A 23,409-nucleotide genomic window follows, 5' to 3' on the forward strand; every position below is an offset into this window, starting at 1 on the left:
GCTCTTACGCCGTCTCGTGGCTGGCCAGTTTCAGGCCGACGATGCCGGCGACGATCATCACCAGGCACAGGCTGCGCAACAGGTTCAGGCTTTCACCGAGAAACATCGCGCCATAGGCCACCGTGCCCAAGGTGCCGATGCCAACCCACACGGCGTAGGCCAGGCCAAGCGGCAACTCGCGCACCGACAGGCTCAGCAGGTAGATGCTCAGCGCCAGGAAAAACGCGCAGTACAGGCTCGGCCACAAACGCGTGAAGCCGTCGGTACGCGGAATGATCGAGGCATAGAACACCTCGCAAATGCCGGCCAGCAGCAGAAAACCCCAACCGTTCAACCAGGCCATGACGCTCTCCTAATTCGAGGTAAATCGGGCCATGTCCCTATGGCCCTGTTCCCTTGCCCCAGGAACCCCTTGTCCGCGACGACTCCCGGTCGCGGGATCTAGGCTCTGTTGCCATTTCGTGCACGGCCGCGTCGGAGCCAGTTTTCCGTGGGGCTAAGCGCGAGACGCAAAGTTTGGTCGCTCGCCCAAATGAGCCATCGAGTAACAACGCACCACGCAAAAACTGGCCCGTCCCTTCGGGTCGCGCGGCTCGCGTCGAAAGGGCAACAGACCCCCAACACTCAGCCCTTGGCCGTACGTTTCTTCTTCTCCGGGTCATCGAACGGCAGGGTATGGGCAATGGCCTTCACCGCCAGGCTGCCTTTGACTTCCAGCGGTGCGCCCTGCTCGGCGTAGGGCACGTCCATGCGCGCGATGGCCATGGACTTGCCGGACAGCCGCGAATACATGGCGCAAGTGATCACGCCCACCTGCTTGCCATCGGCCCACAGGGTGTCGCCGGCTTCGGCCGCCTTGTCGCCGTCGAGCAGCACGCCGAAGATCTTGAAGCGCTCCTTGCCCTGCAGACGGCGATGCTCGTTGGCGCCGCGAAAATCGCTCTTGGTCGGCGAGACGGTGAAGTCCAGCCCCAGTTCCCAAAGGGTGTCGCCAGCCGCCTGGTCGGCGAAGGGGTACATCTCGGAGTTGTCGTAGGGGAAGAACAGCAGGTAGCTCTCCACCCGTAGCCAGTCCAGCGCGGTGAAGGCGCAGGGAATGATGCCCAGCCCCTTGCCCTTCTCCAGGATGCCGTCCCAGATCGCCGGCGCATCGGCAGCCTTGCAGAAGATCTCGTAGCCACGCTCACCGGTGTAGCCGGTGCGCGAAATCATCACCGGGCGGTCGAACAGCTTGGTCTGCAAATGATGGAAATACGGCAGCTCGCGAATGCCCGGCACGTGCTCGGCGAGAAAATCCACCGCCAGCGGGCCCTGCAGCGAAAGGTCATGCAGGTCGTCATCGAACAGCACCGCCACCTGGCGGCCCTGGGCCGAACGCACCAGCATCTCGTGACCGTTGCCGGAACCGTGCACCACCATGAAGGCGTTGGGGCCGGTGCGATAGATCACGCAGTCGTCGACGAACTTGCCGGCCTCGTTGAGCATCGTGGCGTACACGCTCTTGCCCGGATAGACCTTGGAGATGTCGCGGCTGGTGGCGTACTCCAGCAGGCTCTCGGCATGCGGGCCGACGTAGTGCACCTTCTTCAGCCCGGACACGTCCATCAACCCGGCACGGGTACGGATCGCCTCGTGCTCGTCGGCCAGGTCGCTGGCATAGGTCCATGCGGTACCCATGCCACTCCAGTCTTCGAGCTTGGAACCCAGTGCACGATGACGCTCGGCAAGGGCGGAAATGCGCCAGGAATTGGCCATGTCAGTTCTCCTGTTATTGACCTGCGCACGCAGGCGATGAATTCGGGCACCTTCCCCGGCTCAGCGGGAAAAGACTCAGCGGTAATCAGGCAGCCTCGGCTTGCGGATCGAACTGGCGCAGCCAGTCCACCACGGTCTGCCGGTAACGGGTCAGGCCCTTGTAGTCGGCGATCTCGTTCGGCAGATCGCGCAGCACCCGGTGCAGGCGGCAGGCCCAGGCCGGGTTGCTGGCCAGTTCCTCGAGGCTGATCAGGTAGGTGCGGATACCGAACAGCAGCGCATTGCTGCGCGGCAGGCGCGGCATGAACTGCAGCTCGACGCGCAGGTGCACCAGCCGTGCGACGTTCTCCGGCGTCACCAGCCCGCGCTCATGGCCCCACTCGTGAAAGGTTTCCGAAGAGGTGTCCATGCGCGGGTTGATGGTCATGGTCCAGTTCAGACGGCGCACGGGATGGCCGACCTGGATGTTCAGCAGGTACTTCAACGCACGGTCGAAAACGCCGAGCTGGTGCGCCACGCCCGGCACCGGCGCATGCCACTGCTTGAAGCTCATGCCGGCGTCGAACTTGATCGACCAGTCCGCCGGGCAGGTGACCATGCCGGCGTCCATGAACAGGTCGCCGTCGCGCTGATCGAGCACGGCGAAGTCTCCCTGCGCCTGGCGGGTGATGTACTCCAGTGGCTCGAACGGCAGCGTGCTGGAGTCGCCGAAGGTGAAGCGCTGCTCGATACCCAACGGGCGGTTGATCCACAGCCACTGGTCGCCCTCGCGCTGCAGTTCGAAATGCTCGGGATAGTCGGTGCTCAAATGCTCCATGAGCATTTCCAGGGTGTCCCAGGCAGCCTGGGCCATGTGCGGCATCACCAGGCAACGCTGCGGATCCTTATCCAGCACGCAGGCACGCTCGGCCATCTCCGAGACATAGTGCTCGTCGATGTCGAACCAGTGTTCGAACACCGAGCCGGGCTCGCGCGGCGTGGCCGGCTCGATGTTGACCGAGTACATGTAGTTGTCCTCGGGAAAGGGGAAGGGAAAACGGGCGATGGCCTGCGGGCTGTTGCTGAAGGTGAAATCGTCCCGGTAGGTTTCCAGCGGTTTCATCACGACGGGCATGGCGGAATCCTCAGTAGGGTGCGCCGTGCGCACCATTTCCAATCGTTGTGGTGCACATGGCCTGGACGGCCTTGCGATACCTACAAATCGAGCAGCAGCGTGCCGGTGCAGCCGCCACGGGAAACACAGGGCATCAGCGCTTCGCCGCGCTGTTGCTCATCCAGGTAGTGGTCACGGTGCTCCACCTCGCCGCTCAGGTAGCGCGTGGTGCACTGGCCACATACACCGCCCCGGCACAGGTTGGGCACCTCCACACCGGCTGCCTCCAGCGCTTCGAGCAGGCTGTGGTCACCTGGTACCTGCAAGCGTTGACCGCTGCGCGTCAGTTCGACGGTAAAGGGCTGGCCCGGCTCGGGCGCGGCAAAGGCCTCCCAGTGCAGGCGCCCGGTCGACCAGCCATGGGCGTCGGCCTGAGTCTTGAGTTCATCGAGCAGGCGCTGCGGGCCGCAGACGTAGAGGTGACTCCCAAGCGGCTTGCCACTGAACAGATCGGCGCATGCCAGGCGCTCGCCGATAGCCGCGTCATAGCCGTGAAAGCGCTCGCCCAGGCGCTCGCGCAATTCGCTGGCGTAGGCGTCGGTCAGGCCGCTGCGGTAGGCGTAGTGCAGCTCGAAGGAGGCGTCACGCGCCTCCAGCTCAGCGAGGTAGGCCATGAACGGCGTGATGCCGATGCCACCGGCCACCAGAATGTGATGGCAGGCCTGTGAATGCAGCGCGAACAGGTTGCTCGGCACGCCAATACGCAGGCGGTCACCGACCTGAACCTGCTCGTGCAGATAACGCGAGCCGCCCCGCGAGGCATCCTGCAGACGCACGGCGATACGGTAGATGCCGGTCTCGCGCGGGTCGCTCAACAGCGAATAGGCATTGCGCAGGGTGCGCCCTTCGATGGGCAACACCACTTGTACATGGCTGCCGCAGGAAAAACCCGGCAGGCTGCCGGCGACAGCGACGAAGGTGAATTCGCGTACCACCGGGGTCAGTTGACGTACATCGGTGACCTGAACGTCGATCATCGCGCTCATGGCCGCACCACCTTGGCATAGGGGCTGTCCGGGTCGATGCATACGCCCATGTAGGCGCCGAGGCGTTGAGAGAAATGCTCGCGAACCAGCAGCTTCACCCCGCACTGCTCACACATGCACTGCCCTTCATCGCCGATGTCCTGAAAGTGCGTGCAATGCACGCAATACAGACGGCGACGACTGCCCTGTTTGAACAGCTCGATCTCGTCACCGAGCAGGCCGGCATGCCGAGCCAGGCGGTAAACGTGCCAGAGGAAGCCTTCATCGCCACTGACATACAGCCGGGTGCCGGCCTGCGCCTGCTCCAGCAGCATCTGCAGGCGCAGGTAAAGCGCCTCGATGCTCGGCAGGCTTTCCTGGTCGACGCTCGTTGTCAGCGGTTCGTCCAGGCACAGCAGCAAGGTGGGCGCGGGGTGGTCGAGCAGCGCAACGGCCGCCCTCGCCTGCTGCGCAACCACGATACGTCGGCTGGCGGGGTGCCTCGACGCCTCGCTGGCGTAGCGCGGGGTACTGAACATTGGTTCGGCACTGGATGCTGTCATCGGAAAACCTCCTGGGTGAGAGCAAGGCGATGGTCGGTTTGGCTCCAAGGAAAATTCTTTTGGAGAACTTTTTGTTCTCACAAGGAAAGCACGGACTGTGCCATTTCCCTCTTTCCGCGCCATTACCGGGCTGGCGCCCGTGTCGACGAGCAAACCCATGCACAGCCTGCACAACGGCAGGGCAATGCGCGCTGCCGCGGCGCATCGAAACGATTTCTGAAGAGAGGTATTGAGGGGTGAACAAGAAGCTTCGTGCAGGCGCCTCGACCACTATCGAAGCGCCTGGCGAGAAGTATCAAAAAGCACATCTTCTCAGGTGATAAAAAATATCATTAGCAATACAATTCCTTTACAAATTCTTACAACGTTGGAAATTGAAAATCGATGCGTCGCACGCTCCTCTCGCTCTGTGTACTCAACGCCATTGTTTGCGCTGCCTGGGCTGACCAGCCCGAACCCCCTCTCGAACTGGAAGCCCTGAGCGTCAACGCTCAAGGCCTGGAAAGCGCCGATGGGCCGGTACAGGGCTACCGCGCCAGCCGCTCGAAAAGTGCAACCCGCACCGATACCTCACTCCATGAAACACCGCAGTCGGTGACTGTTCTGCCCCGCGACGTGGTCGAGGACAGCTCGGCCAGCCGCCTTCAGGAAGTGCTCGACTATGCCGGCGGCGTCGGTCGCGCCAACAACTTCGGCGGCCAGGGCCTGACCACGTTCACCGTGCGCGGCTTCACCACGGGCGAGTTCTACCGCAACGGCTTCCCGATCAACCGTGGCTACCCCAACGCCCCCGATGCCAACATCATCGAGCGCCTGGAAGTGCTGCGTGGCCCGGCCAGCAGCCTGTACGGTCGAGGCGACCCCGGCGGCACCTTCAATATCGTCAGCAAGCAGCCACAGGCCGAGCGTCGCACCACCATCGGCGGCCAGTTCGATGATCAGGGCCTGTACCGCAGCACGCTCGACACCACCGGAGCACTGGACGAACAAGGCGCCCTGACCTATCGCCTCAACCTGCTCGGCGAAGGTGGCGAAACCTTCCGTGACGATGTGAAGACCGAGCGCTATGGCGTTGCACCGGTACTCGCCTGGCAAGTCAACGAGACGACCCGCATCGTTTTCGAGGCGGATCTGATGCGCAACAACCACCCGCTGGATCGCGGCCTGACGCGATATCCCAATCAACGCGGCAACCCTTCGCGGGGCACCAACGCCTGGGAAAAGGGCAGCGACAACACCCTGCACAACGACAACGAAATGCTGCAGCTGCGCTTCGAGCATGCCCTCAACGACAACTGGACACTGGCCGGCGGCGTGCAGCAACTCGACGGCACGCTCAAGGGCAACGCCGTCGAAGCCAATGGCCTGGGCGCGGATGGCCGCACCCTCGGGCGTAACTTCAACTACCGCAAGCTCGACTGGAACGACCGCGACTACCAGTTGAACCTGACCGGCTATTTCGATGCGCTGGGTGTCTCCCACACCCTGCTGACCGGCATCGAGTACGAGGACTACGACTACCAGTCGATCATTCGCCGCTCCAGCGGTGCGCTGGGTGCCTACCCTGTCGACATCTTCGATCCGGTACTGGGCCAGCCACGCCCAGCACTCACCCGAACCACCACGCACGACAAGGAAAACCTGAAGACCTGGGCCGCCTTCGTGCAGGATCAGGTGGCGCTTACCAAGCGCCTGAAGGTACTTGCCGGGGTGCGCTTCGAGCGCTTCGAGCATGATTACGACAACCGCCTGCCTGGCAGCACCGACTGGACGGCTGCCGACAATGCAGCCACGCCGCGGCTGGGGGTGATCTACGACCTGAGCGAAAGCCTGGCGGTCTACGCCAACGCCGCCCGATCCTTCAAGCCCAACAGCGGCGCAAGCCTTCAGGGCAAAGGCTTCGATGCGGAGGAAGGTACGTCCTACGAACTGGGTATGAAGTGGGAATCGGCAGATCAGCGCCTCAGCGTCGATGCGGCCGTCTACCAGATTCTCAAGGAGAACGTGCTGACCAACGACCCGAACGACCCGAGCGGCATCTACAAGATCGCCGCCGGTGAGGTGCGCAGTCGCGGTTTCGACCTCAACGTCGCGGGTAACATCACCCCGGAGTGGCGCGTTACCGGCGGCTATGCATTCGTCGACGCAGAAGTGACCAAGGACAACAGCCTGGAGAAAGGCACGCGCCTGGCCAACATCCCGCGCAACAGCTTCAGCCTGCTCAACATGTACGAATTCCAGAATGGCGCAGCCAAGGGCCTGGGGCTCGGCATGGGCGTGAAGTACGTCGATGAACGTGCCGGCCAGACCTCCGCGACCAGTTACGACATGCAGGGCTACACCGTGGTCGACCTGCTGAGTTTCTACCAGGTGAACGAGCAGTTGCGGCTCAACCTCGACGTGAAGAACCTGTTCAACGAGGAATACGAAGAAGGCGCCTTCAACCTCTACGCCTACCCCGGCGCACCGCGCACCGTGCAGGTCGGCTTCGCGTACAGCTTCTGATCCGCGCAATCAGGCGCCGACACTGCTCGGCGCTCGATTATTTTTCCCCGCATCGACCTTTCGTTGCTGCCGGTCAAAGGCCGGCAGCCGATTTTGTTTAATCTGCTTAACGAGCGCCCGTACTCGCTACGGACGACAACGTCCCTGCTGCCGTGCAAGTTTCACCAAAGACCTGCCACAGACATACGATGTCATATGTATCCAGCCCCGCTCGAAACCCGTTTCTGTCTCACGCCTAAGCCTCAAGCAGCACCGGCGAAGGCACATGAAACGGACAATCCCCAGAAGCAGCCGATATCACGAAGCACAACAACAACGCCGCAACAGAAGCAGAGGGGCACCAAGATCCCTCGCGCCTGCTCAGCCATCAGCCCGAAAGGCTGTCGACAATCGTCGTAACTTCGCCTGCCAACGTTCAATTCAAGACGATGAGACCCTAAAGAAATGCTTAGAAATGCCCCGCTGAGCGTGAAGCTACTCCTCATATTGATATTCCCCCTACTCGGCTTCCTGGCGTTCGCCGGTGTCTATGTCGCCGGCAAGTACCACACGCTGACCGAGATGGATCGCACCGTGAGTGCCAGTGCCACGGCGCAGAAAATCAGCGTCGTGATCACCGCCCTGCAACGCGAACGTGGTGCCAGCGGCGTATTCATCGGTAGCCAAGGCAACTCAATGCGCGACAAGCTGGCCGAATATCGCCGCGATACCGACGTAGCGACCAGCCAGATGCGTGCACTCTCGCAGCAAGGCTCGGCCAATATGGACGAGGCCCTGCGCGCACTGGATGAGCTGAAAGCGTTGCGCCCGCAGGTCGATGCCCTGTCGCTGAACAGCACCGACTCAGGTAACCGCTACACCAACCTGATCAAGACATTGATCGGCTACACCCATTCGCTCGAAGCAAGCGTCGACGATCCGCAGATCCTGCGTGCCCTCGGTGCGCTCAACCAATTCGTCGAAATGAAGGAACGCTCTGGGCGCGAGCGCGTGCTGCTCGGCCTGGTCTTCACCCAGAACCACTTCGATGCCGATCTGCTTTCACGCTTCAGCCGCAACCTGGGCGAATTCTCCGCGTATATGGATGCGTTCCAGCGCCGCGCCTCGGCCAGCTTCCGCAGCAAGCTCGACAGCGCCCTGCAACAGCCAGAATCGCTGGAAGTGGCGCGCCTGCAGCGCCTTGCCTTCGAAACACCATTGGGCGATGCGTTGGGGATCAAGTCCGAAGACTGGTTCAGACTCTCCACCAGCCGCATCGACCTGATGAGCCAGGTGGAAAGCGAACTGGGACAGAGCGTAGGCCACCTGGCTGCACAGGCTCGTGACGAAGCAGCCAGCAGCCTGTGGCTGACCGTCACGGCCATGCTGGCCGTACTGATCGCCGTGTTGGCGTTGTCGCTGCTGATCATTCGCAACATCAAAGCGGCGGTCAGCGACGTCAACGATACCCTGGTCGCCCTGTCGATGCGCGACCTCACCGCGCAAACCCATTACGAAGGCGGTGACGAATTCGGTGTGATCGCGCGCAACCTCAACAACATGGCGCTGCAGATCAAGGAAGTGATCCAGGAGATCGGCGGCGCCACCGCGCAAGTCGCCACCGCCGCCGAGGAATCCTCAGCCGTGGCCCTGCAAACCAGCCAGAACGTGGCGCAGCAACGCCTGGGCACCGACCAGGTCGCCACCGCCATCAACGAGATGAGCGCCACCGTGCGCGACGTGGCACGCAGCACCACCGAAGCGGCCGAGATGTCGCGCCAGGTCAATGACAACACGGTGCAGGGCAAGACCGAGATCGAGAGCACCGTGCGCCTGGTACAGGCCCTCTCGACCCAGGCCGAGCAGACCGCACAGATCATCGTCGAGCTGAAGCAAGAGAGCGACGCCATCTCCTCGGTGCTCGACGTCATCCGTGGCGTCGCCGAGCAGACCAACCTGCTGGCCCTCAACGCCGCCATCGAAGCGGCCCGCGCGGGCGAACAAGGCCGTGGCTTCGCCGTGGTCGCCGACGAGGTACGCCAACTGGCGCAGAAAACCCAGGCCTCCACCGTCAGCATCCAGCAGATGATCAGCAACCTGCAAAGCGGTTCCGACCGTGCGGCCAGCTCCATGCAGGAAACCCTGAACAAGGCGCAGGCCGGCGCCAACAACGTGGTCAAGGCCGGCAACCTGCTGGTGGAGATCGCCGATGGCATCGCCAGCATCAGCGACCGCAACATCCAGGTGGCATCCGCTGCCGAGGAACAGAGCCTGGTGTCGGAGGAGATCAACCGCAACGTCAACGACATCAACGACCTGGTCATCCAGGTCAGCGCTGCCGCTGAACAGACCGCCGTGACCAGCCGCGAGCTGGCGCGCCTGGCCGACCACCAGCAGCAACTGGTGGGCCGCTTCAAGGTGGCCTGAGTCGTCGCCCGCGCCGGTAAACCTCCCTACCGGCTCGCTGGCTTCACACAACACCGAAATAGCGGCCCCGCCACCCGGCGGGGCCGTTTCGTTACCACTGGTGGCTGTAGCTGACCGTCAGCGTGGTGCCGGGTGCCGGCAGGTGGCTGGCGTTGTTGTTGCTGCGCAGGAGCTGGCTGTATAGCGGGTAGTAATCCCGGTTGAACAGGTTCTGGATGCCCAGGCTGACCTTGTCCGCCTCGCTCAGGCGGTAGTCACTGATCAGGTCGACCGTGGTGTAGCCGTCCACGTCGCGACGGCCGAAGCTGGCCTGACCATCGAGGCGATAGTCCTTGCTGGCGAAGTAGGTCGCCTGCAGGCGGTTGCTCCAGGCTTCGCAGGGGTTGTATTGCACGTAGGCGGTCAGTTTCAGCGGCGGCACGCGGAAGCCGGTCATGTCGCGCCATTCGCCGTTGTCCGGTTTCTCGCGCCCTTTCATCCAGGTGAAGGTGCCGCCCAGGCCCCAGGTTTCCTCCAGATTCAGCCAGTCGAGGCTACCTTCGACGCCATGGATGCGCTCCTCGGTGCGGGTCAGGATCAGGCCGTTGTTGAAGCTCTGCACGTCGCCCAGCTTGGAGGTGGTGTAGAACAGCGCCAGCGAACCCAGCGTCTGTTCCCCCAGCGCACCACGCCAACCCAGCTCGTAGTTGTTGGTCTTCACCGGCTCCAGGTCGGAGGATGCGATATCGAAACCGCTGCGCGCATTACGCAGCTGCACGCCGATGTCCGGCAGCTGGAAGCCCTGGCTGAAGGCGGCGTAGAGCTCCTGGCCGACAACCGGCGAATAGACCACGCCGAGGTTGCCGAGCACATCGTCGTAGCGCACCTTGCCGCCACTGACGGTCGCCGGGTTGGCGTTGCGGATTTCCGACAGCGGCACGAAGTCGTCGAACTCGGCCGTGGCGTATTCGTAGCGCAGGCCGCCGTCGACCGACCATTGTTCGTTGAGGCGGTGGCGCAACTGGGCGAAGGCACCGGTGCTGATGGTGGTCAGCTCGGGCATGTAGGTCAGCTTGCCGATCTTCTCGAACACCCGGCCGCCGCTGGCGTCGTAACGCGCCGCATCGAAGATATCGAGCGGCATGTCGCTGCGCTCGTGGTTGAGATCGGCGCCCCACACCAGCTCGGTGCTCTCCCCCAGCGGCGTGCGCAGGGTGAAACGGCTGCCGAAGATCTCGCTGTTCTGCATCACCTGGTCGACGAAGCGGCCACGGGTCGCCACGCCGCGTGCATCGAAAGGCGTGAAGCGGGTGAAATAGTCGCGGTAATAGAGCTGCGCGGACAGACGGCTGCCGAGCAGGTCTTCGTGGCTGTATTCGAGATTGGCCAGGGTGTTCTTGATGCGGTTCTGGGTATCGAGCTTGAGGCCATCGAGCGGCTGCGCCGGCACCGAGCCGGCCGGCAGCGCGTTGACCGACGGATCGGAGGTGTAATCGCTGTCCTGCTTGGCGTCGTAATGGCTGAGGGCGAGCTGGATGCGCTGATCGTTATCGATGCGCAGCCCCAGCTTGCCGCCGATGTTGAAGGTATTGGAGTCGAACAGATCGCCCTGGCTCGGCTCCGGCGCGATGCGCTGGCCGTCCGCGTCGAACGAACCGCCGATGTGACGCACGCCAAGGTCGAAGGCGTAGTCGACCTGCCCCTGTGCACCGGACAGATGATGCTGCAGCTGGCCGCCGAGGCTGTCGTTGTCCAGTTGCGTCAGTGACGACGTGCCGCTCAGCGTGGTCTCGGCACGGCTCTCGCCACCAGCGGGGCGCGTGGTGATGTTGACGATGCCACCGGTGGCTCCTGCGCCATAGATCGCGCTGCTGCCGTGTACCACTTCGACCCGCTCGATCAGCGCCGGGTCGATGCTGGCCAGGTTGCGCGAGGAATCGCGGTTGGTGTTCATCGGCACGCCATCGACCAGAATCAGCATGGTGCGGCCACGCAAAGTCTGGCCGTAGTCGGTGATGGTGCGGCTGGAATCGGACATCCCGGGCGTGACCTTGGCCAGCAGCGTGGCCAGGCTGTCGGAGCCCTGGCGCAACTGCTCCAGCTTGTCGCGCTCGATCACGTCGACCTGGCGCACCTGCGGAACCAGGCCGCTGGAAGTACGCGAGGCGGTCACGTCCAGCGGCCCCAGTTCCAGCGGCGCAGCAGCGCCAACCTGCGCCGGCACCGGCTCGCGGGATACGACGAGATAGGTCTGCTCGTCCTGCTGACGAACTTCCAGGCCACTGCCCTCGAGCAGGCGCTGCAGGGCCTCGGTGGTGCTGTAGCGACCGCGCAGCTCGCCTGCCTGCTTGCCGCCGGCAATGTCGCTGGAAAAGAGAATCTGCACGGCGGACTGGCCGGCCAGGGCATTGAGCGACTGTTCGAGCGGCGCGGCAGGCAGGTCGAAATCGACTTCGCTGGCGGCCTGCACCATCGACGACAGGCCCAGCAGCAGGCTGCTGGCCAACAGAGTAAGGCGCAGTGTCGGGGTTCTCACGTGAGGTCTCCGGGAATGAAAAAGGGCGTTCCTGGAGATAGCCGCCACAGCGCGGGCAGAACCCTACCTCGTGGTGAAATTATTTTTTCGCCTCGCGCCGGCTCAGGGTCGGTACGCCATCGGCACCGGTCTTCAAATCAACCGGCAGGATCTTCGGCAGCAGGGCCGGCAGGCCATCGAGGCGCGACCGCTCGAAGCGTCCGGAAACCGGCAGCTCCGCCAACCTGGCGTCGGCCAGACGCACCTGGATGCCCGCCTGGCGCCGCAGGGCATCGAGCACCTCGCCCAGCGGCGTGCGCTCGAACACCAGTTGCCCTTCGACCCAGGCAGCGGCAGCGCTGGCATCGATTCGTAGCGGCGTGCCGATCTGGCCGGCGCGCACACGCACCTGGTCGCCCGGCGTGAGCAGCAGTGCATCACCGTGGCCGCGGACTGACACCCGCCCCTCACTCACCGTGACCCGCACATCGTCACCTAAGCGGTTGACGTTGTAGCGGGTGCCGACCACGGCGATACGCGTCGACCCGACTTCGGTGAAGAACGGTCGATACACCATCGGTGCAACAGCGAACAGCGCCTGTCCCGCCTGCAACTCCACCCGCCGGCTGCGCAGGTGCCAGCTGACGCGGATACGGCTGGCGCCATCGAGCGTGATCTGGCTGCCATCGGCCAACGTGACCGCCTGCACCTGCCCCGCCGCGCTGGCATGATCCTCGCTGCGGTAGGCAGGGTCGAGCCAGAGCAGGCCACCGGCCAGGGCCAGCGCGGCAGCGAAAAGCCCCAGCGTCGTACCCGGCGAGCGTCGGCTGCGCTTGACCGGCGCAGGCATGGGAAAGCGCGCCTTGAGTGCCTCGCGGTGGCGTGCGATGGCGTCGTCGGCAGGGATACGGTCGTCTTCGTGCGGCGGCTGGCGGTTCATGGCGCTCCCCGATCCAACCAGTCCAGGCACTTGCTCATGCCCACACGCAGGTGCTTTTCCACGGCCTTGAGGGAAATGCCCAGTTGCTCGGCCACTTCCTGCTGGGGCAGCTCGTGAATCTTGTGCATGACGAATACCTGCTGACAGCGCGGCGGCAATTGCGCAATCGCCGCACACAGCCGCTCCAGTTCATGAGCGGCTTCGTGGCAGCGATCCGGGCCGGGAAGCGCACAAGCCAGCTCGGGCAATATCGCCTGCTCGTCCACCCACGCCTGGCGCCGCCGCTCGCTGCGGTAATGGCTGACGGCACGATCATGGGCGATCTTGCGCAGCAGCGCCAAGGGCACGCGCACACCGTCCTTCTCTGGCGCCTCCAGTAGCTGGACGCAGACATCGTGCACCACCTCACGCGCCGCATGGCGATCACCGAAACGCCGGCGCACCGAGTCGACCAGCTCCTCATAATGACGAGCCAGCACGGCGAGCAGAGAGGTATTGGCGGAGGAATGAGGCAAGTGGGCGCTTCGCTGCCGATCAAGTGAGCGCGAATATAAGTGAGAATTCTTTTCAGTTAAAGCATTGCCACCAGCCCGCCCATCTGTGCTATCGGTATCGACCAACCGAACAGCAAGCCTGAGCCTCCGGAATGAGCATCGAAATCCGCGCCGCACAGCCGCATGACGCCCCCGCGATAAGCCGGGTAATCATCGATGCCTTGCGCATCAGCAACGCCAGGGACTATTCACCCGAGGTCATTCAGCGTGTGGAGAGCAACTTCACCGCCGAACACATCGGCAAACTGATCGAGACGCGCCTAGTTCTGATTGCCCTGCAGGGCCAACAATTGCTCGGCACTGCCAGCCTCGATGGGCAGGTGATCCGCACGGTTTTCGTTGACCCGACCCAGCAGGGCAAGGGCATCGGACGCAGGCTGATGGCAGCCATCGAACGGCTCGCACAGGAACGAGGCGCCAGCGAATTGCTCGTGCCGTCATCACTGACAGCGCAGGGCTTCTACCGGCAGCTTGGCTTCACTCTGCTCCGTGAAGTCAGCGAGGGCGAAGAACGCACCCTGGTCATGGTGCGTCGGCTGTCTGAGTGAAACGCCGCGGCATAAATGGGAGCACACACGAAGAGCTGAAGACCTCCTCGTGCAGTCTCATGTTTGCCCGTCGCACCGCACCGGGCTATGGTCGCCCCTTTTGCAAGGAGCAACGCAATGGGCGCCACTCTTCGCCAGGCCACGACGGCCGACATCGAAACACTGTTCGACATCCGCACCAGCGTGATCGAGAACCACCTGTCACGCCAGCAGATGGCCGAACTCGGCATCACGCCGGCCGCATTGGCCGAGGCGATCGACCAGGCACCTTGCGCCTGGATCGCGGAGCTCGATGGCGTGGCGGCGGGCTTCGCCATGGTGGATTTCGAAGCAGGCGAGCTGTTCGCCCTGTTCATCCGCCCGCACGCCGAAGGCCATGGCCTCGGGCGCCTGCTGCTGAATGCCGCGGAGGCTGCACTGTTCGAGCAGCACGGGTCGATCTGGCTGATCACCGATGGCCACGGGAGCATCCGCGCCAATGGTTTCTACCGCCGCCATGGCTGGCAGTTGACGGAAGCCGTCGATGAACGTGATGTCAGGTACGAGAAGCAGCGCGGCTGACTACTCAACTGACAGACGAGCGGAAAGCCAGCCCCCTCAGAGCGAAAAGAACGCGCGGTAGCAGTCGATCTGTTCGTTGAGCATACTGATCCCCGGCTGCACCGGCAGCCCGCGTTCAGCGGCCAGCCTGAGCAGGCGCGTTTCGGCCGGCTTCATGATGATGTCAGCGACCCAGGTGCCTGCGGCCAGCACAGCCGGGTCGAACGGCAGCGGATCATCAGGCTGCAACCCCAGAGGCGTGGCGTTGACCAACAGGTCGACATCGCTGATCGATCTTTCCCGATCCAGCGTCACGCGCCCTGGCCAGTGCAGCTCCAGACGACGCACGAGGTCTGCGGCTTGACCTGATTCGGTTAGCGCCCGCCACACGCCATCGGCTCGGCACGCACTCAAGCCGGCCAGGCGCTTACAGTTTGATCGCCCGCCCAGACTCACCTGCAGCCTGTGCGGCCTCAACCAACCTCAGGGTTTGCAGGGCATCGTCGGCACTTATCAATGGCGAGCAGTGCCCCCGAACGACCTGCACGAAGTGCCGCAACTGGTTATCGAGCGCTGACCCCGGAGCGGCCGTGCCGGCGCTTTCCAACAATGGCGAATACCAGCCTCTGCTCTCACCGTAATGCCAACGCTTGAGTTGAGGCACCGACAGCGAACCCAATGTACCGCCGATCAAGTAACAGGGCTGTTCCGGCTGCTGGGCAAAAGCGGGGTTTTCAGCCGCATTCTGATCCCACCCCCAGGGCGTGGCACAGGCATCCGAGCCCGTCAGAGTGCCGAGCGCGCCACTCTTGAACTGCAGCAACAACGCGGCGCTGTCTTCGACCTCGAACCCGCGCGCCGCATGGCTGGTAATCGCCTGCACGCTGCCCACCTCGCCGCATAGATGGCGCATCAGGTCGAGGTCATGCACGAGGTTGATCAGCAGTACCCCGGCACCCTTGCTGCGTCGCCAGGCCATGTCGTAGTAGCTATCCGCCTTTTGCAGTTGCCAGAGCGCCGTGAAGGTGGTGATTTGCCCGAGTTCGCCGCTCTGGATGATCCGCCGCGCCTCACGAATGATCGGGTTATGGCGACGATGGTGTCCAACCAGAATGGCCACGCCCGACTCGGCCTCCGCCTGCACCAGTGCCTTCACCTCCTCGACCGAGCAGCCAACCGGTTTTTCCAGCAGCATAGGTATGCCGGCCTCGATGCAATCGAGGGCCGTCGCCACATGCAAATTATTGGGGTTGGCAATGATCACTGCATCAGGCTGGCTCTGCTCAAGCATCTGCCGATGTTCTCTGAAACCGGGCAGGTTCAGTTCCTGTGCCAAGGCTGAGCTGAACGGGTCGGCGATGGCCACCAGTTCGGTCTCGTCATTCAGGTCGATCTGGGCGGCATGTTGCCGCCCCATGACGCCCGCTCCGACCAGGGCGATACGCAAAGGCTCGGTCATGCTTTTCTCCTATGTTCTATGGGCTCAGAGCGAAAAGAACGCGCGGTAGCAGTCGATCTGTTCATTGAGCATGCTGATCCCCGGCTGCACCGGTAGCCCACGTTCGGCAGCCAGCCTGAGCAGGCGCGTTTCGGCCGGTTTCATGATGATGTCCGCGACCCAGGTGCCAGCAGCCAGCACGGCCGGGTCGAACGGTAGCGGGTCATCGGGCTGCAATCCCAGAGGCGTGGCATTGATCAACAGATCGACATCGCGAATCGACTTGTCCCGATCCAGCACCACGCGCCCTGGCCAGTGCAGTTCGAGGCGGCGCAAGAGTTCTGCGGCCTTGGCCTGATCCGGTTCGCGCAGATGCAGGCGCTGCGCACCAGCCTCGAGCAACGCCACGGCGATGGCGCTGCCCGCACCGCCGCCGCCGAGCAGCAGCACGTTCTTGTCTTTCGGCTCGAAACCGGCATGGCGCAGGCCCAGAACGAAGCCGATGCCGTCGAAGTTCTCCGCGCGCCATACGCCATCGAGGTCACGCCGCAACGCATTGGTCGCCCCGGACAGCTCGACGCAGAGGCTGTGCCGCTCGGCGAACTGGCAACAGGAGAACTTGTGTGGAATGGTCACCAGCATGCCGTGAAAATTCTCCGTCGCCTGCAAGCCGCGGATGACCGTCTCCAGGTTCTCGGCGCGGGCATGTACGGCAATCATGACCATGTCCACACCCTCGTCACGAAAGAGCCGATTGAGCAGCATGGGGGCCCTGACCTGGCTCACCGGGTCGCCGACCACTGCCAGAAAGCGGGTGGTGCCGGATGGGCTGGGAATCATCGAGTCGTTCATGAGTCACCTCAGGCGCATGCGCCATGTTGCCGATCCAGGGTCTGGCGCATGAAGGCAAGGCTCTTGTCGATCGCCTCCTCTTCGCTGCCATAGCGCGGATGCAGATAATCGATCTCCAGCGCCAGCAACCCTTCGAAGCCATGTTGACGCAGCAACTGCAGGGTTCGCGGAATGTCGATCAGGCCCTCGCCCAGCGGCACGCTCGGCCAGAAACCGAACTCTCGCGGGCTGCCACGGAAGGCGCAGATGTCCTTGATGTGAGTGGCTTTGGCATGGGGTGCGAGCAGCTCGATCACCTGCATCGGGTCTTCGAACATGCGCAGGTTGTTGGCGGTATCCAGGCACACGCCCAGGGCCGGATTGTCGACGGCCTCGAGCAACTCCAGCACTTCGGCAGCCAGCAGGTCGACATGGTTCTCCATGGCCAGTACCACGCCCTGCCCTGCCGCATAATCGGCCGCCCGACGCAGCAGCGGCAGCAACTGAGTCTTGTGCGCGAGCCAGGAGTCCGGCCGCGTGCGACGACCGCCGGCGCAGATGCGCATCACGCCGGCACCCAGCGTCCTGGCGATATCGACATGGCGCTGCAGATCGGCCAGTTCTTCGCCGCGTGCGCCGGAACCCAGCCCATGGGGATGCCCCCAGGCCCAGACCAGTTCGAGGCCGGCGTCATCCAGCAGACCACGCAGGCGCTCCAGGTTATGTGGCGAGCTGTCATCGAGCATGAACGACTCGATGGAAACACCTTGCACCTCATGGGCGCGTGCCCTGTCGATGAAATCCTCGAGGGTCATGCGGTAGGCGGGAGGCTGTTCCAGGTTCGGGTACACCTCGCCGAAGTAACGGTGGTAGCAGTAGGAGTCGATGGCGATCTTCATGATGGGCGTCCTGTAGGGCCTGAGGGCCGGGGCGTACCCCGGCCGAAAATGGAAAGCGAATGCTCAGGAATGGGAGGCGTTGCCCAGCACACCAGCGGCCGCCTGTGGCTTGCGATCACGCAGCCCTTTCACGTAGGCGGCGACCACGGCGATGCCGATGGGCAGGGTGAGGAACATGAACAGGTGGCTGAAGTCCCACTTCAGGCCCAGCAGCACGGCACCGACGGACGCACCGAGGATCGCGCCGAAGCGGCCGATACCGGTCATCCAGCTGGTGCCGGTCGCACGCATCTCGGTCGGGTAGTAGGTCGCGGCCATGGCCGTCCAGCCGGTGTTGGTCGCGTTGATGCAGAACCCCAGCATGAAGACCAGCGCCATCAAGCCATACAGACCAGGCGACAGGTTGCCCAACGAAAGGGTCAGCACGGCGCCACCGATGAGCGTGCCGATCATCACCTTGTGCGGATTGAAGCGATCCATCTCCCAGCCGATGACGATGTTCCCGAGGGTGCCACCGACCTGCATCATCGCGCCCACCAGCGCCGCGTCGGCCAGACTGAAGCCGTCGTCCTTGACGATGATCGGCAGCCAGCTGTTGAGGAAGTAGACCGTCAGCAGGTTCATGAACAGGCCGACCCACAGCGCCAGGGTGATCAGCCGATGCGACGGCGAGAGGATCAGCTTGATCGTGCCCTTGCCGGCGCGTTGCGGCTCCGGGCTGATGTACTGAGTGGCCTGATCGGCAGTGCCCGGTTCGATGGCGTTGACCACCTGCTGCAGCTCTCCACGGTGCTGGTGCTTCATCGCCATGTACTTGGCCGACTCGGGCAGCCCGAAGCACAGCAGCACGGCGAAGAGGATCGGCACCACGCCGCCAACCACCAGGATCGACTCCCAGCCGTAGCTCGGGATCATCCCATTGGCCAGGAAGCCACCGCCGGCGGCGCCAAGGGTGAAGCCGCAGTACACCACCGTGACCATCAACGAGCGGTATTTCTTCGGCGCATATTCCGACGCCAGCGTCGCCGCGTTGGGCTGCGACGCGCCCAGGCCAAGGCCGGTGAGGAAGCGCAGCAGCGAGAGGATCTCGACGTTCGGCGACCAGGCCGAAATCAGGCTCATGAAGCCGAAGAAGAAGATCGAGACGATGATCACCTTGCGCCGACCGAAGCGGTCAGCCAGCGGCCCGCCCATCAGTGCGCCGATGGCCAGGCCGAACAGGCCCATGCTCATCACGATGCCCAGCTCTTCGCGTGGGATGTTCCAGTCGGCGATCAGCGAGGGCGCGATGAAGCCCATCGCCACCACGTCGAAGCCATCGAGGATCAGTACGGTCAGGCACAGCAGGAGGATCTTCCACTGGAAGTGGCCGAAAGGCCGGGAATCCAGGAACGCCTGGATGTCCAGTTGGCTGGAGGGTTTCATGGGGAGGCTCCGATTGTTGTTGTGTTTATGTCTCAGACCCTTTCCGGCAAGGCCAAGGCAGTGGCGCCGAATCTTGGGAGTCTTGGCCCCCGATTGTCGGTGGGCAACTCAATATTACACTTCTGGAATAGCATTCCAAGTGGAAAATAAAACCAGAATAGAGAAATCTATCTGACTGCATTCAATTGGATTGCAATTCCATAGCGCTCTAGAATGAGGGCTTTCCTGCTTCTGGAGCTGCCCCCTGATGTCCACGTCCGTTCGTGACCGCGCCCTGTCCATTCTCGAGCTGCTGGTAAAACACGTCGGCGGGCTTCCCATGTCCGAAATCGCCGACCGCCTGGACATCCCACGTACTGCGACGCATCGCCTGCTGAACGAACTCAAGGACATGGGCTACGTGAAGCAGAACGCGGCGACCACGCACTACCTGCTGACGGTGAAGCTCGCATCGCTCGGCCTCACCTACCTCGCCGCGAGCGGCATCACCGATGCCACGCAGCCCCTGCTGGACGAGCTGGCCCAGGAAACCGGGGAGCTGATCCGCATGGCCGTGATCGAGGGTAACCACCTGATCTGGGTGGCCAAGGCCCAGGGTGCGCGCACCGGATTGCGCTACGACCCCGATGCCGGCTCCGATGTCTACCTGCCGGCGACCGCCAACGGCCTGGCCTGGATGGCCGCCGAAAGCGAGGAGCGCGCACTGGAGCTGATCGCCGAGCAAGGCATGGAACGGGCGCAGCACATGGGCCCCAATGCCCCGAAGAGCTTGCGCGAGCTACTGGATCGCATCGACCAGACGCACAAGCGCGGCTACGGCGTGGTGCACGATGTCTACGAGCCCGGCACCAGCGCCGTGGCCGTGGTCATTCGCCACGTGGACGACGGCCGGCCCATCGGCACCGTCAGCGCCGCCGGCCCATCGGCCAGGATGACCGCCGAGAAGATCGAAGCGATTGCACCGCAGTTGCAGGATTGCGCCAAGCGCCTGGCCGCCCTGAGCCTGGTCTCGCCTGCCTTCAACAGCCGCTAATCAGCACAGATTCGTAGATTTCGGCAGCCAATTGGCGAAAGTAGCCGCTCGCAATCTTGTAGGAGCGGCTTTAGCCGCGAGCTCTTTGCCCCCCAATGAAGCTCGGGGCTGAAGCCCCTCCTACATGCTCACCGACTGCTTTTGCCTTGTAGTTGCCGCTTCAGGCGCATAAAGGTTCTAAGGCAATGAAAAAGGGCCGCAACACCAAGCGTTGTGGCCCTTTTCACTTTTACTGTCAGGCTCAGTACTGCAGCTGCCCCGGAACCCAGTTGGTGCCGGCCAGCGGTACGCGAGCCATGGCGGCGGCCTCCACGGTCAGGGCCACCAGATCCTCGGGATCGAGGTTGTGCAGGTGCGACTTGCCGCAAGCGCGGGCCATGGTCTGCGCTTCCAGCACCAGCACGCGCAGGTAGTTGGCCAGGCGGCGGCCAGCGGCGACCGGGTCGAGGCGCTTGGACAGCTCCGGATCCTGGGTGGTGATGCCGGCCGGATCGCGGCCGTTCTGCCAGTCATCGTAGTAACCGGCGGCCGAGTCGATCTTCTTCAATTCCTCGTCCAGACGCGGGTGGTTGTCACCGAGGGCGATCAGCGCGGCAGTACCGATGGCCACGGCATCCGCGCCCATGGCCATGGCCTTGGCCACGTCGGCGCCGGTGCGAATGCCACCGGAGACGATCAGTTGCACCTTGCGGTGCATGTCCATCTCCTGCAGGGCCTGCACGGCTTGCGGGATGGCCGAGAGGATGGGGATGCCGACGTGCTCGATGAACACTTCCTGGGTCGCGGCGGTGCCACCCTGCATGCCGTCGAGCACGATCACGTCGGCACCGGCCTTCACTGCCAGCTTGACGTCGTAGTACGGGCGGCTGGCACCGATCTTCACGTAGATGGGTTTTTCCCAGTCGGTGATCTCGCGAATCTCGGCGATCTTGATCGCCAGGTCGTCCGGGCCCGTCCAGTCCGGGTGACGGCAGGCGCTGCGCTGGTCGACGCCAATCGGCAGGGTACGCATGCCGGCGACGCGCTCGGTGACCTTCATGCCCAACAGCATGCCACCACCACCCGGCTTGGCGCCCTGGCCAAGCACGATCTCGATGGCGTCGGCCTTGCGCAGGTCATCCGGGTTCATGCCGTAGCGCGACGGCAGGTACTGGTAGACCAGATGCTGCGACTGGCCACGCTCTTCCGGGGTCATGCCGCCGTCACCGGTGGTGGTGCTGGTGCCGGCGATGGTGGCGCCACGGCCGAGGGCTTCCTTGGCCTGGGCCGACAGCGCGCCGAAGCTCATGCCGGCGATGGTCACCGGAATCTTCAGGTAAATCGGCTTCTTGGCGAAGCGGTTGCCCAGCACCACGTCGGTGCCGCACTTCTCGCGGTAACCCTCCAGCGGGTAGCGCGACATGGAGGCGCCGAGCAACAGCAGGTCATCGAAGTGCGGCAGCTTGCGCTTGGTGCCGCCGCCGCGGATGTCATAAATGCCAGTCTCGGCGGCACGCTGGATTTCCTGGATGGACAGGCGGTCGAAGGTGGCGGATTCGCGCAGCACCGGGGTGGTTTTTTCGCTCATTGCAAATTCCTCGTCGAAGCGTTGGTGCGCACAGCCTAGACGGCCCCGCACACCCTATGGGCGTCGGTAATCGGTAGGGTGCGCCGCGCGCACCAGACGGTGCTGGATCAGTACGCAGAAGCGTTGTCGACCTTGAAGTTGTAAAGCTGGCGGGCCGAGCCGTAGCGCTTGAAGCTGGCCGGGTCTTCGTCGAAGCCGGCGCGGTTGAGCAGTTCGGCCAGTTCCTCCAGGTGCTCGGGGCGCATGGCCTTCTCGATGCAGTCCGAGCCCAGCGACTTGACCGTGCCCTTGACGTAGATGCGCGTCTCGTAGAGCGAATCGCCCAGCGCGTCACCGGCATCGCCGCATACCACCAAGCGCCCGGCCTGGCCCATGAAGCAGCTCATATGGCCGATGCTGCCGCCGACGACGATGTCGACGCCCTTCATCGAGATGCCACAGCGCGCGCCGGCGTCGCCTTCGATCACCAGCAGGCCGCCATGGGCGGTGGCGCCGGCCGCCTGCGAGGCGCTGCCCTTGATGCGCACCATGCCGCTCATCATGTTCTCGGCCACGCCGACACCGACGTTGCCGTGGATGGTGACGCTGGCCTTCTGGTTCATGCCGGCGCAGTAGTAGCCGGCATGGCCGTCTATCTCCACGCTCAGCGCTTCGTTCAGGCCCACGGCCAGGTTGTGCTTGCCGCCCGGGTTGCTCACCACCCACTCGCGCTCGGTGAGGGTCTTGGCCTGGTCATGCAGAGCCTGGTTCAGGTCGCGCACGGTGGCGCTGGAAAGGTCGATGGTTTTCATGATGTGGTCTCCAACTCGCGAAATCAGGCGCTGCGTTCCCAGATGTACATGGTCGCCGGCTCCGGCTCCCACACCTTGGCCTTGTCGATACCCGGCAGGGTCGACAGGGCCTGGTATTCGGAGGCCATGGCCACGTAGTCGTCGGTCTCGGCGAGGATCGCCGGCTTGCAGGCGATGGGGTCGCGGATCACCGCGAAGCCGTCGCGGGTGCCGATGGCGAAGGTGAAGAAGCCATCGAGATCCTCCAGTGAATGGTCGAGCGCTTCCTTGAGCGAATCGCCCTGGCGCAGGCGCCAGGTCAGGTAGCCGGCGGCGACCTCGGTATCGTTCTCGGTTTCGAACTCGATGCCGTGGCGGCGCAGTTCCTGGCGCAAACGGAAGTGGTTGGACAGCGAGCCGTTATGCACCAGGCACAGATCCTGGCCGGTGGAAAATGGGTGGCTGCCTTCCATGGTCACCGCGCTCTCGGTGGCCATGCGGGTGTGGCCGATGATGTGGCTGCCCTTCATCTTGGCCAGCGAGAAGCGCTCGGAGATTTCCTTCGGCAGACCCATGCCCTTGAGGATCTCGATGCTCTGGCCGACGCTCATCACCCGTACGGCCGGCGCCAGCTCAGCGAGCACGGCACGTACCGCCGCCTCGTCGGCATTGGTCTTGAGCACGGCGGCGCTGGCGTTCTGGAACCAGTCCAGCGAGCAACCCAGGCGGCCTTCCAGCTCACCCATCAGGGCCTTGAAGTCATAGCCGGCTGCGGTGCTCTGCAGGGTCAGCTTGATCCAGCCATCCTTCACCTCGTCACCGTAGATGGCGAAGCCGGCGCTGTCCGGGCCACGGTCGGTCATGGCCAGCAACATGGGTTCGAACAGGGCCCCGAGCTGGTTCTCCAGCGCCGGGTTCTTCAGGTACAGACCTACGATTCCACACATAAAAAAGTCCTCATCACCTCCCTTGGGGGAGGCTCGTTCGGGGGCGTTGGCGTGTGCCCGTGCAGGCGGGCGTTCG

At 63.6% G+C, this 23,409-nt stretch carries 21 protein-coding genes; 5 read left to right on the forward strand and 16 right to left on the reverse strand.

Going from position 1 to position 23,409, the window contains the following annotated elements:
* Nucleotides 1-4: 4 nt before the first annotated feature.
* The 5 genes from C7A17_RS03400 to C7A17_RS03420 form a co-directional block, all read right to left on the reverse strand.
* Nucleotides 5-343: a DMT family transporter gene (locus C7A17_RS03400; protein ID WP_074917000.1), complete on the reverse strand. Its 339-nt coding sequence runs from the start codon at nt 341-343 to the stop codon at nt 5-7.
* Between the two features lie 281 nt (nt 344-624).
* Entirely contained in the window at nt 625-1,755 is a 1,131-nt protein-coding gene (locus C7A17_RS03405; protein ID WP_106736690.1) for an aminomethyltransferase family protein, read from the reverse strand.
* 85 nt (nt 1,756-1,840) lie between these two features.
* Nucleotides 1,841-2,869 carry a heme-dependent oxidative N-demethylase family protein gene (locus tag C7A17_RS03410; RefSeq protein WP_106736691.1) on the reverse strand — a complete coding sequence of 343 codons (1,029 nt, stop codon included), beginning with the start codon at nt 2,867-2,869 and terminating at the stop codon, nt 1,841-1,843.
* A gap of 80 nt (nt 2,870-2,949) precedes the next feature.
* Nucleotides 2,950-3,894: a PDR/VanB family oxidoreductase gene (locus tag C7A17_RS03415; RefSeq protein ID WP_106736692.1), complete on the reverse strand. Its 945-nt coding sequence runs from the start codon at nt 3,892-3,894 to the stop codon at nt 2,950-2,952.
* Nucleotides 3,891-4,436 (reverse strand): dimethylamine monooxygenase subunit DmmA family protein, encoded by a 546-nt coding sequence (locus C7A17_RS03420; protein WP_158704637.1) that lies wholly within the window; start codon nt 4,434-4,436, stop codon nt 3,891-3,893. Before C7A17_RS03420 ends, C7A17_RS03415 begins: the two co-directional genes overlap by 4 nt.
* A gap of 384 nt (nt 4,437-4,820) precedes the next feature.
* Between C7A17_RS03420 and C7A17_RS03425 the strand changes: the two genes are divergently transcribed.
* Together C7A17_RS03425 and C7A17_RS03430 are read left to right on the forward strand one after the other, a co-directional pair.
* Nucleotides 4,821-6,941, forward strand: a complete 2,121-nt coding sequence (locus C7A17_RS03425; RefSeq protein WP_106736694.1) for a TonB-dependent siderophore receptor — start codon at nt 4,821-4,823, stop codon at nt 6,939-6,941.
* 444 nt (nt 6,942-7,385) lie between these two features.
* Nucleotides 7,386-9,347, forward strand: a complete 1,962-nt coding sequence (locus C7A17_RS03430) for a methyl-accepting chemotaxis protein (protein ID WP_106736695.1) — start codon at nt 7,386-7,388, stop codon at nt 9,345-9,347.
* A gap of 91 nt (nt 9,348-9,438) precedes the next feature.
* On the opposite strand, the gene C7A17_RS03435 is transcribed toward C7A17_RS03430, so the two are convergent.
* The 3 genes from C7A17_RS03435 to C7A17_RS03445 form a co-directional block, all read right to left on the reverse strand.
* Nucleotides 9,439-11,862, reverse strand: a complete 2,424-nt coding sequence (locus C7A17_RS03435; protein ID WP_106736696.1) for a TonB-dependent receptor — start codon at nt 11,860-11,862, stop codon at nt 9,439-9,441.
* 79 nt (nt 11,863-11,941) lie between these two features.
* The gene (locus C7A17_RS03440; protein ID WP_106736697.1) at nt 11,942-12,781 is read right to left on the reverse strand and encodes a FecR family protein; all 840 of its coding nucleotides are present in this window, start codon (nt 12,779-12,781) and stop codon (nt 11,942-11,944) included.
* Complete coding sequence (locus C7A17_RS03445; RefSeq protein WP_106736698.1) at nt 12,778-13,296, reverse strand: RNA polymerase sigma factor; 519 nt, start codon at nt 13,294-13,296, stop codon at nt 12,778-12,780. The genes C7A17_RS03440 and C7A17_RS03445 overlap by 4 nt, the downstream gene beginning before the upstream one ends.
* A gap of 131 nt (nt 13,297-13,427) precedes the next feature.
* On the opposite strand from C7A17_RS03445, the gene C7A17_RS03450 reads away from it, so the two are divergent.
* Both C7A17_RS03450 and C7A17_RS03455 read left to right on the forward strand, forming a co-directional pair.
* Nucleotides 13,428-13,883 (forward strand): GNAT family N-acetyltransferase, encoded by a 456-nt coding sequence (locus C7A17_RS03450; RefSeq protein ID WP_106736699.1) that lies wholly within the window; start codon nt 13,428-13,430, stop codon nt 13,881-13,883.
* Nucleotides 13,884-14,000: 117 nt separating this feature from the next.
* Nucleotides 14,001-14,444, forward strand: coding sequence for a GNAT family N-acetyltransferase (locus tag C7A17_RS03455; RefSeq protein WP_106736700.1), 444 nt, complete (start codon nt 14,001-14,003; stop codon nt 14,442-14,444).
* A 36-nt stretch (nt 14,445-14,480) separates the two neighbouring features.
* Here C7A17_RS03455 and C7A17_RS03460 read toward each other — a convergent pair whose 3' ends face one another.
* The 5 genes from C7A17_RS03460 to C7A17_RS03480 all read right to left on the reverse strand — a co-directional run bounded on the left by C7A17_RS03460 (nt 14,481) and on the right by C7A17_RS03480 (nt 19,016).
* Complete coding sequence (locus C7A17_RS03460) at nt 14,481-14,771, reverse strand: Rossmann-fold NAD(P)-binding domain-containing protein (RefSeq protein ID WP_158704638.1); 291 nt, start codon at nt 14,769-14,771, stop codon at nt 14,481-14,483.
* Between the two features lie 79 nt (nt 14,772-14,850).
* A complete protein-coding gene (locus tag C7A17_RS03465) occupies nt 14,851-15,882 on the reverse strand; it encodes a Gfo/Idh/MocA family protein (protein WP_106736702.1) in 1,032 nt (343 codons plus the stop codon).
* Between the two features lie 24 nt (nt 15,883-15,906).
* Complete coding sequence (locus tag C7A17_RS03470; RefSeq protein ID WP_106736703.1) at nt 15,907-16,713, reverse strand: shikimate dehydrogenase family protein; 807 nt, start codon at nt 16,711-16,713, stop codon at nt 15,907-15,909.
* A gap of 8 nt (nt 16,714-16,721) precedes the next feature.
* Nucleotides 16,722-17,591, reverse strand: coding sequence for a sugar phosphate isomerase/epimerase family protein (locus C7A17_RS03475; protein ID WP_106736704.1), 870 nt, complete (start codon nt 17,589-17,591; stop codon nt 16,722-16,724).
* A gap of 63 nt (nt 17,592-17,654) precedes the next feature.
* Complete coding sequence (locus tag C7A17_RS03480) at nt 17,655-19,016, reverse strand: MFS transporter (RefSeq protein WP_106736705.1); 1,362 nt, start codon at nt 19,014-19,016, stop codon at nt 17,655-17,657.
* Nucleotides 19,017-19,263: 247 nt separating this feature from the next.
* Between C7A17_RS03480 and C7A17_RS03485 the strand changes: the two genes are divergently transcribed.
* The gene (locus tag C7A17_RS03485) at nt 19,264-20,049 is read left to right on the forward strand and encodes an IclR family transcriptional regulator (RefSeq protein ID WP_106736706.1); all 786 of its coding nucleotides are present in this window, start codon (nt 19,264-19,266) and stop codon (nt 20,047-20,049) included.
* Between the two features lie 241 nt (nt 20,050-20,290).
* On the opposite strand, the gene C7A17_RS03490 is transcribed toward C7A17_RS03485, so the two are convergent.
* The 3 genes from C7A17_RS03490 to C7A17_RS03500 all read right to left on the reverse strand — a co-directional run bounded on the left by C7A17_RS03490 (nt 20,291) and on the right by C7A17_RS03500 (nt 23,333).
* The gene (locus tag C7A17_RS03490; RefSeq protein ID WP_106736707.1) at nt 20,291-21,616 is read right to left on the reverse strand and encodes an FMN-binding glutamate synthase family protein; all 1,326 of its coding nucleotides are present in this window, start codon (nt 21,614-21,616) and stop codon (nt 20,291-20,293) included.
* 107 nt (nt 21,617-21,723) lie between these two features.
* Complete coding sequence (locus C7A17_RS03495) at nt 21,724-22,407, reverse strand: GltB/FmdC/FwdC-like GXGXG domain-containing protein (RefSeq protein ID WP_106736708.1); 684 nt, start codon at nt 22,405-22,407, stop codon at nt 21,724-21,726.
* 23 nt (nt 22,408-22,430) lie between these two features.
* Nucleotides 22,431-23,333 carry a class II glutamine amidotransferase gene (locus tag C7A17_RS03500; RefSeq protein WP_106736709.1) on the reverse strand — a complete coding sequence of 301 codons (903 nt, stop codon included), beginning with the start codon at nt 23,331-23,333 and terminating at the stop codon, nt 22,431-22,433.
* Nucleotides 23,334-23,409: the final 76 nt, after the last annotated feature.

This window comes from Pseudomonas mendocina, from assembly GCF_003008615.1.
Classification (GTDB): domain Bacteria; phylum Pseudomonadota; class Gammaproteobacteria; order Pseudomonadales; family Pseudomonadaceae; genus Aquipseudomonas; species Aquipseudomonas mendocina_C.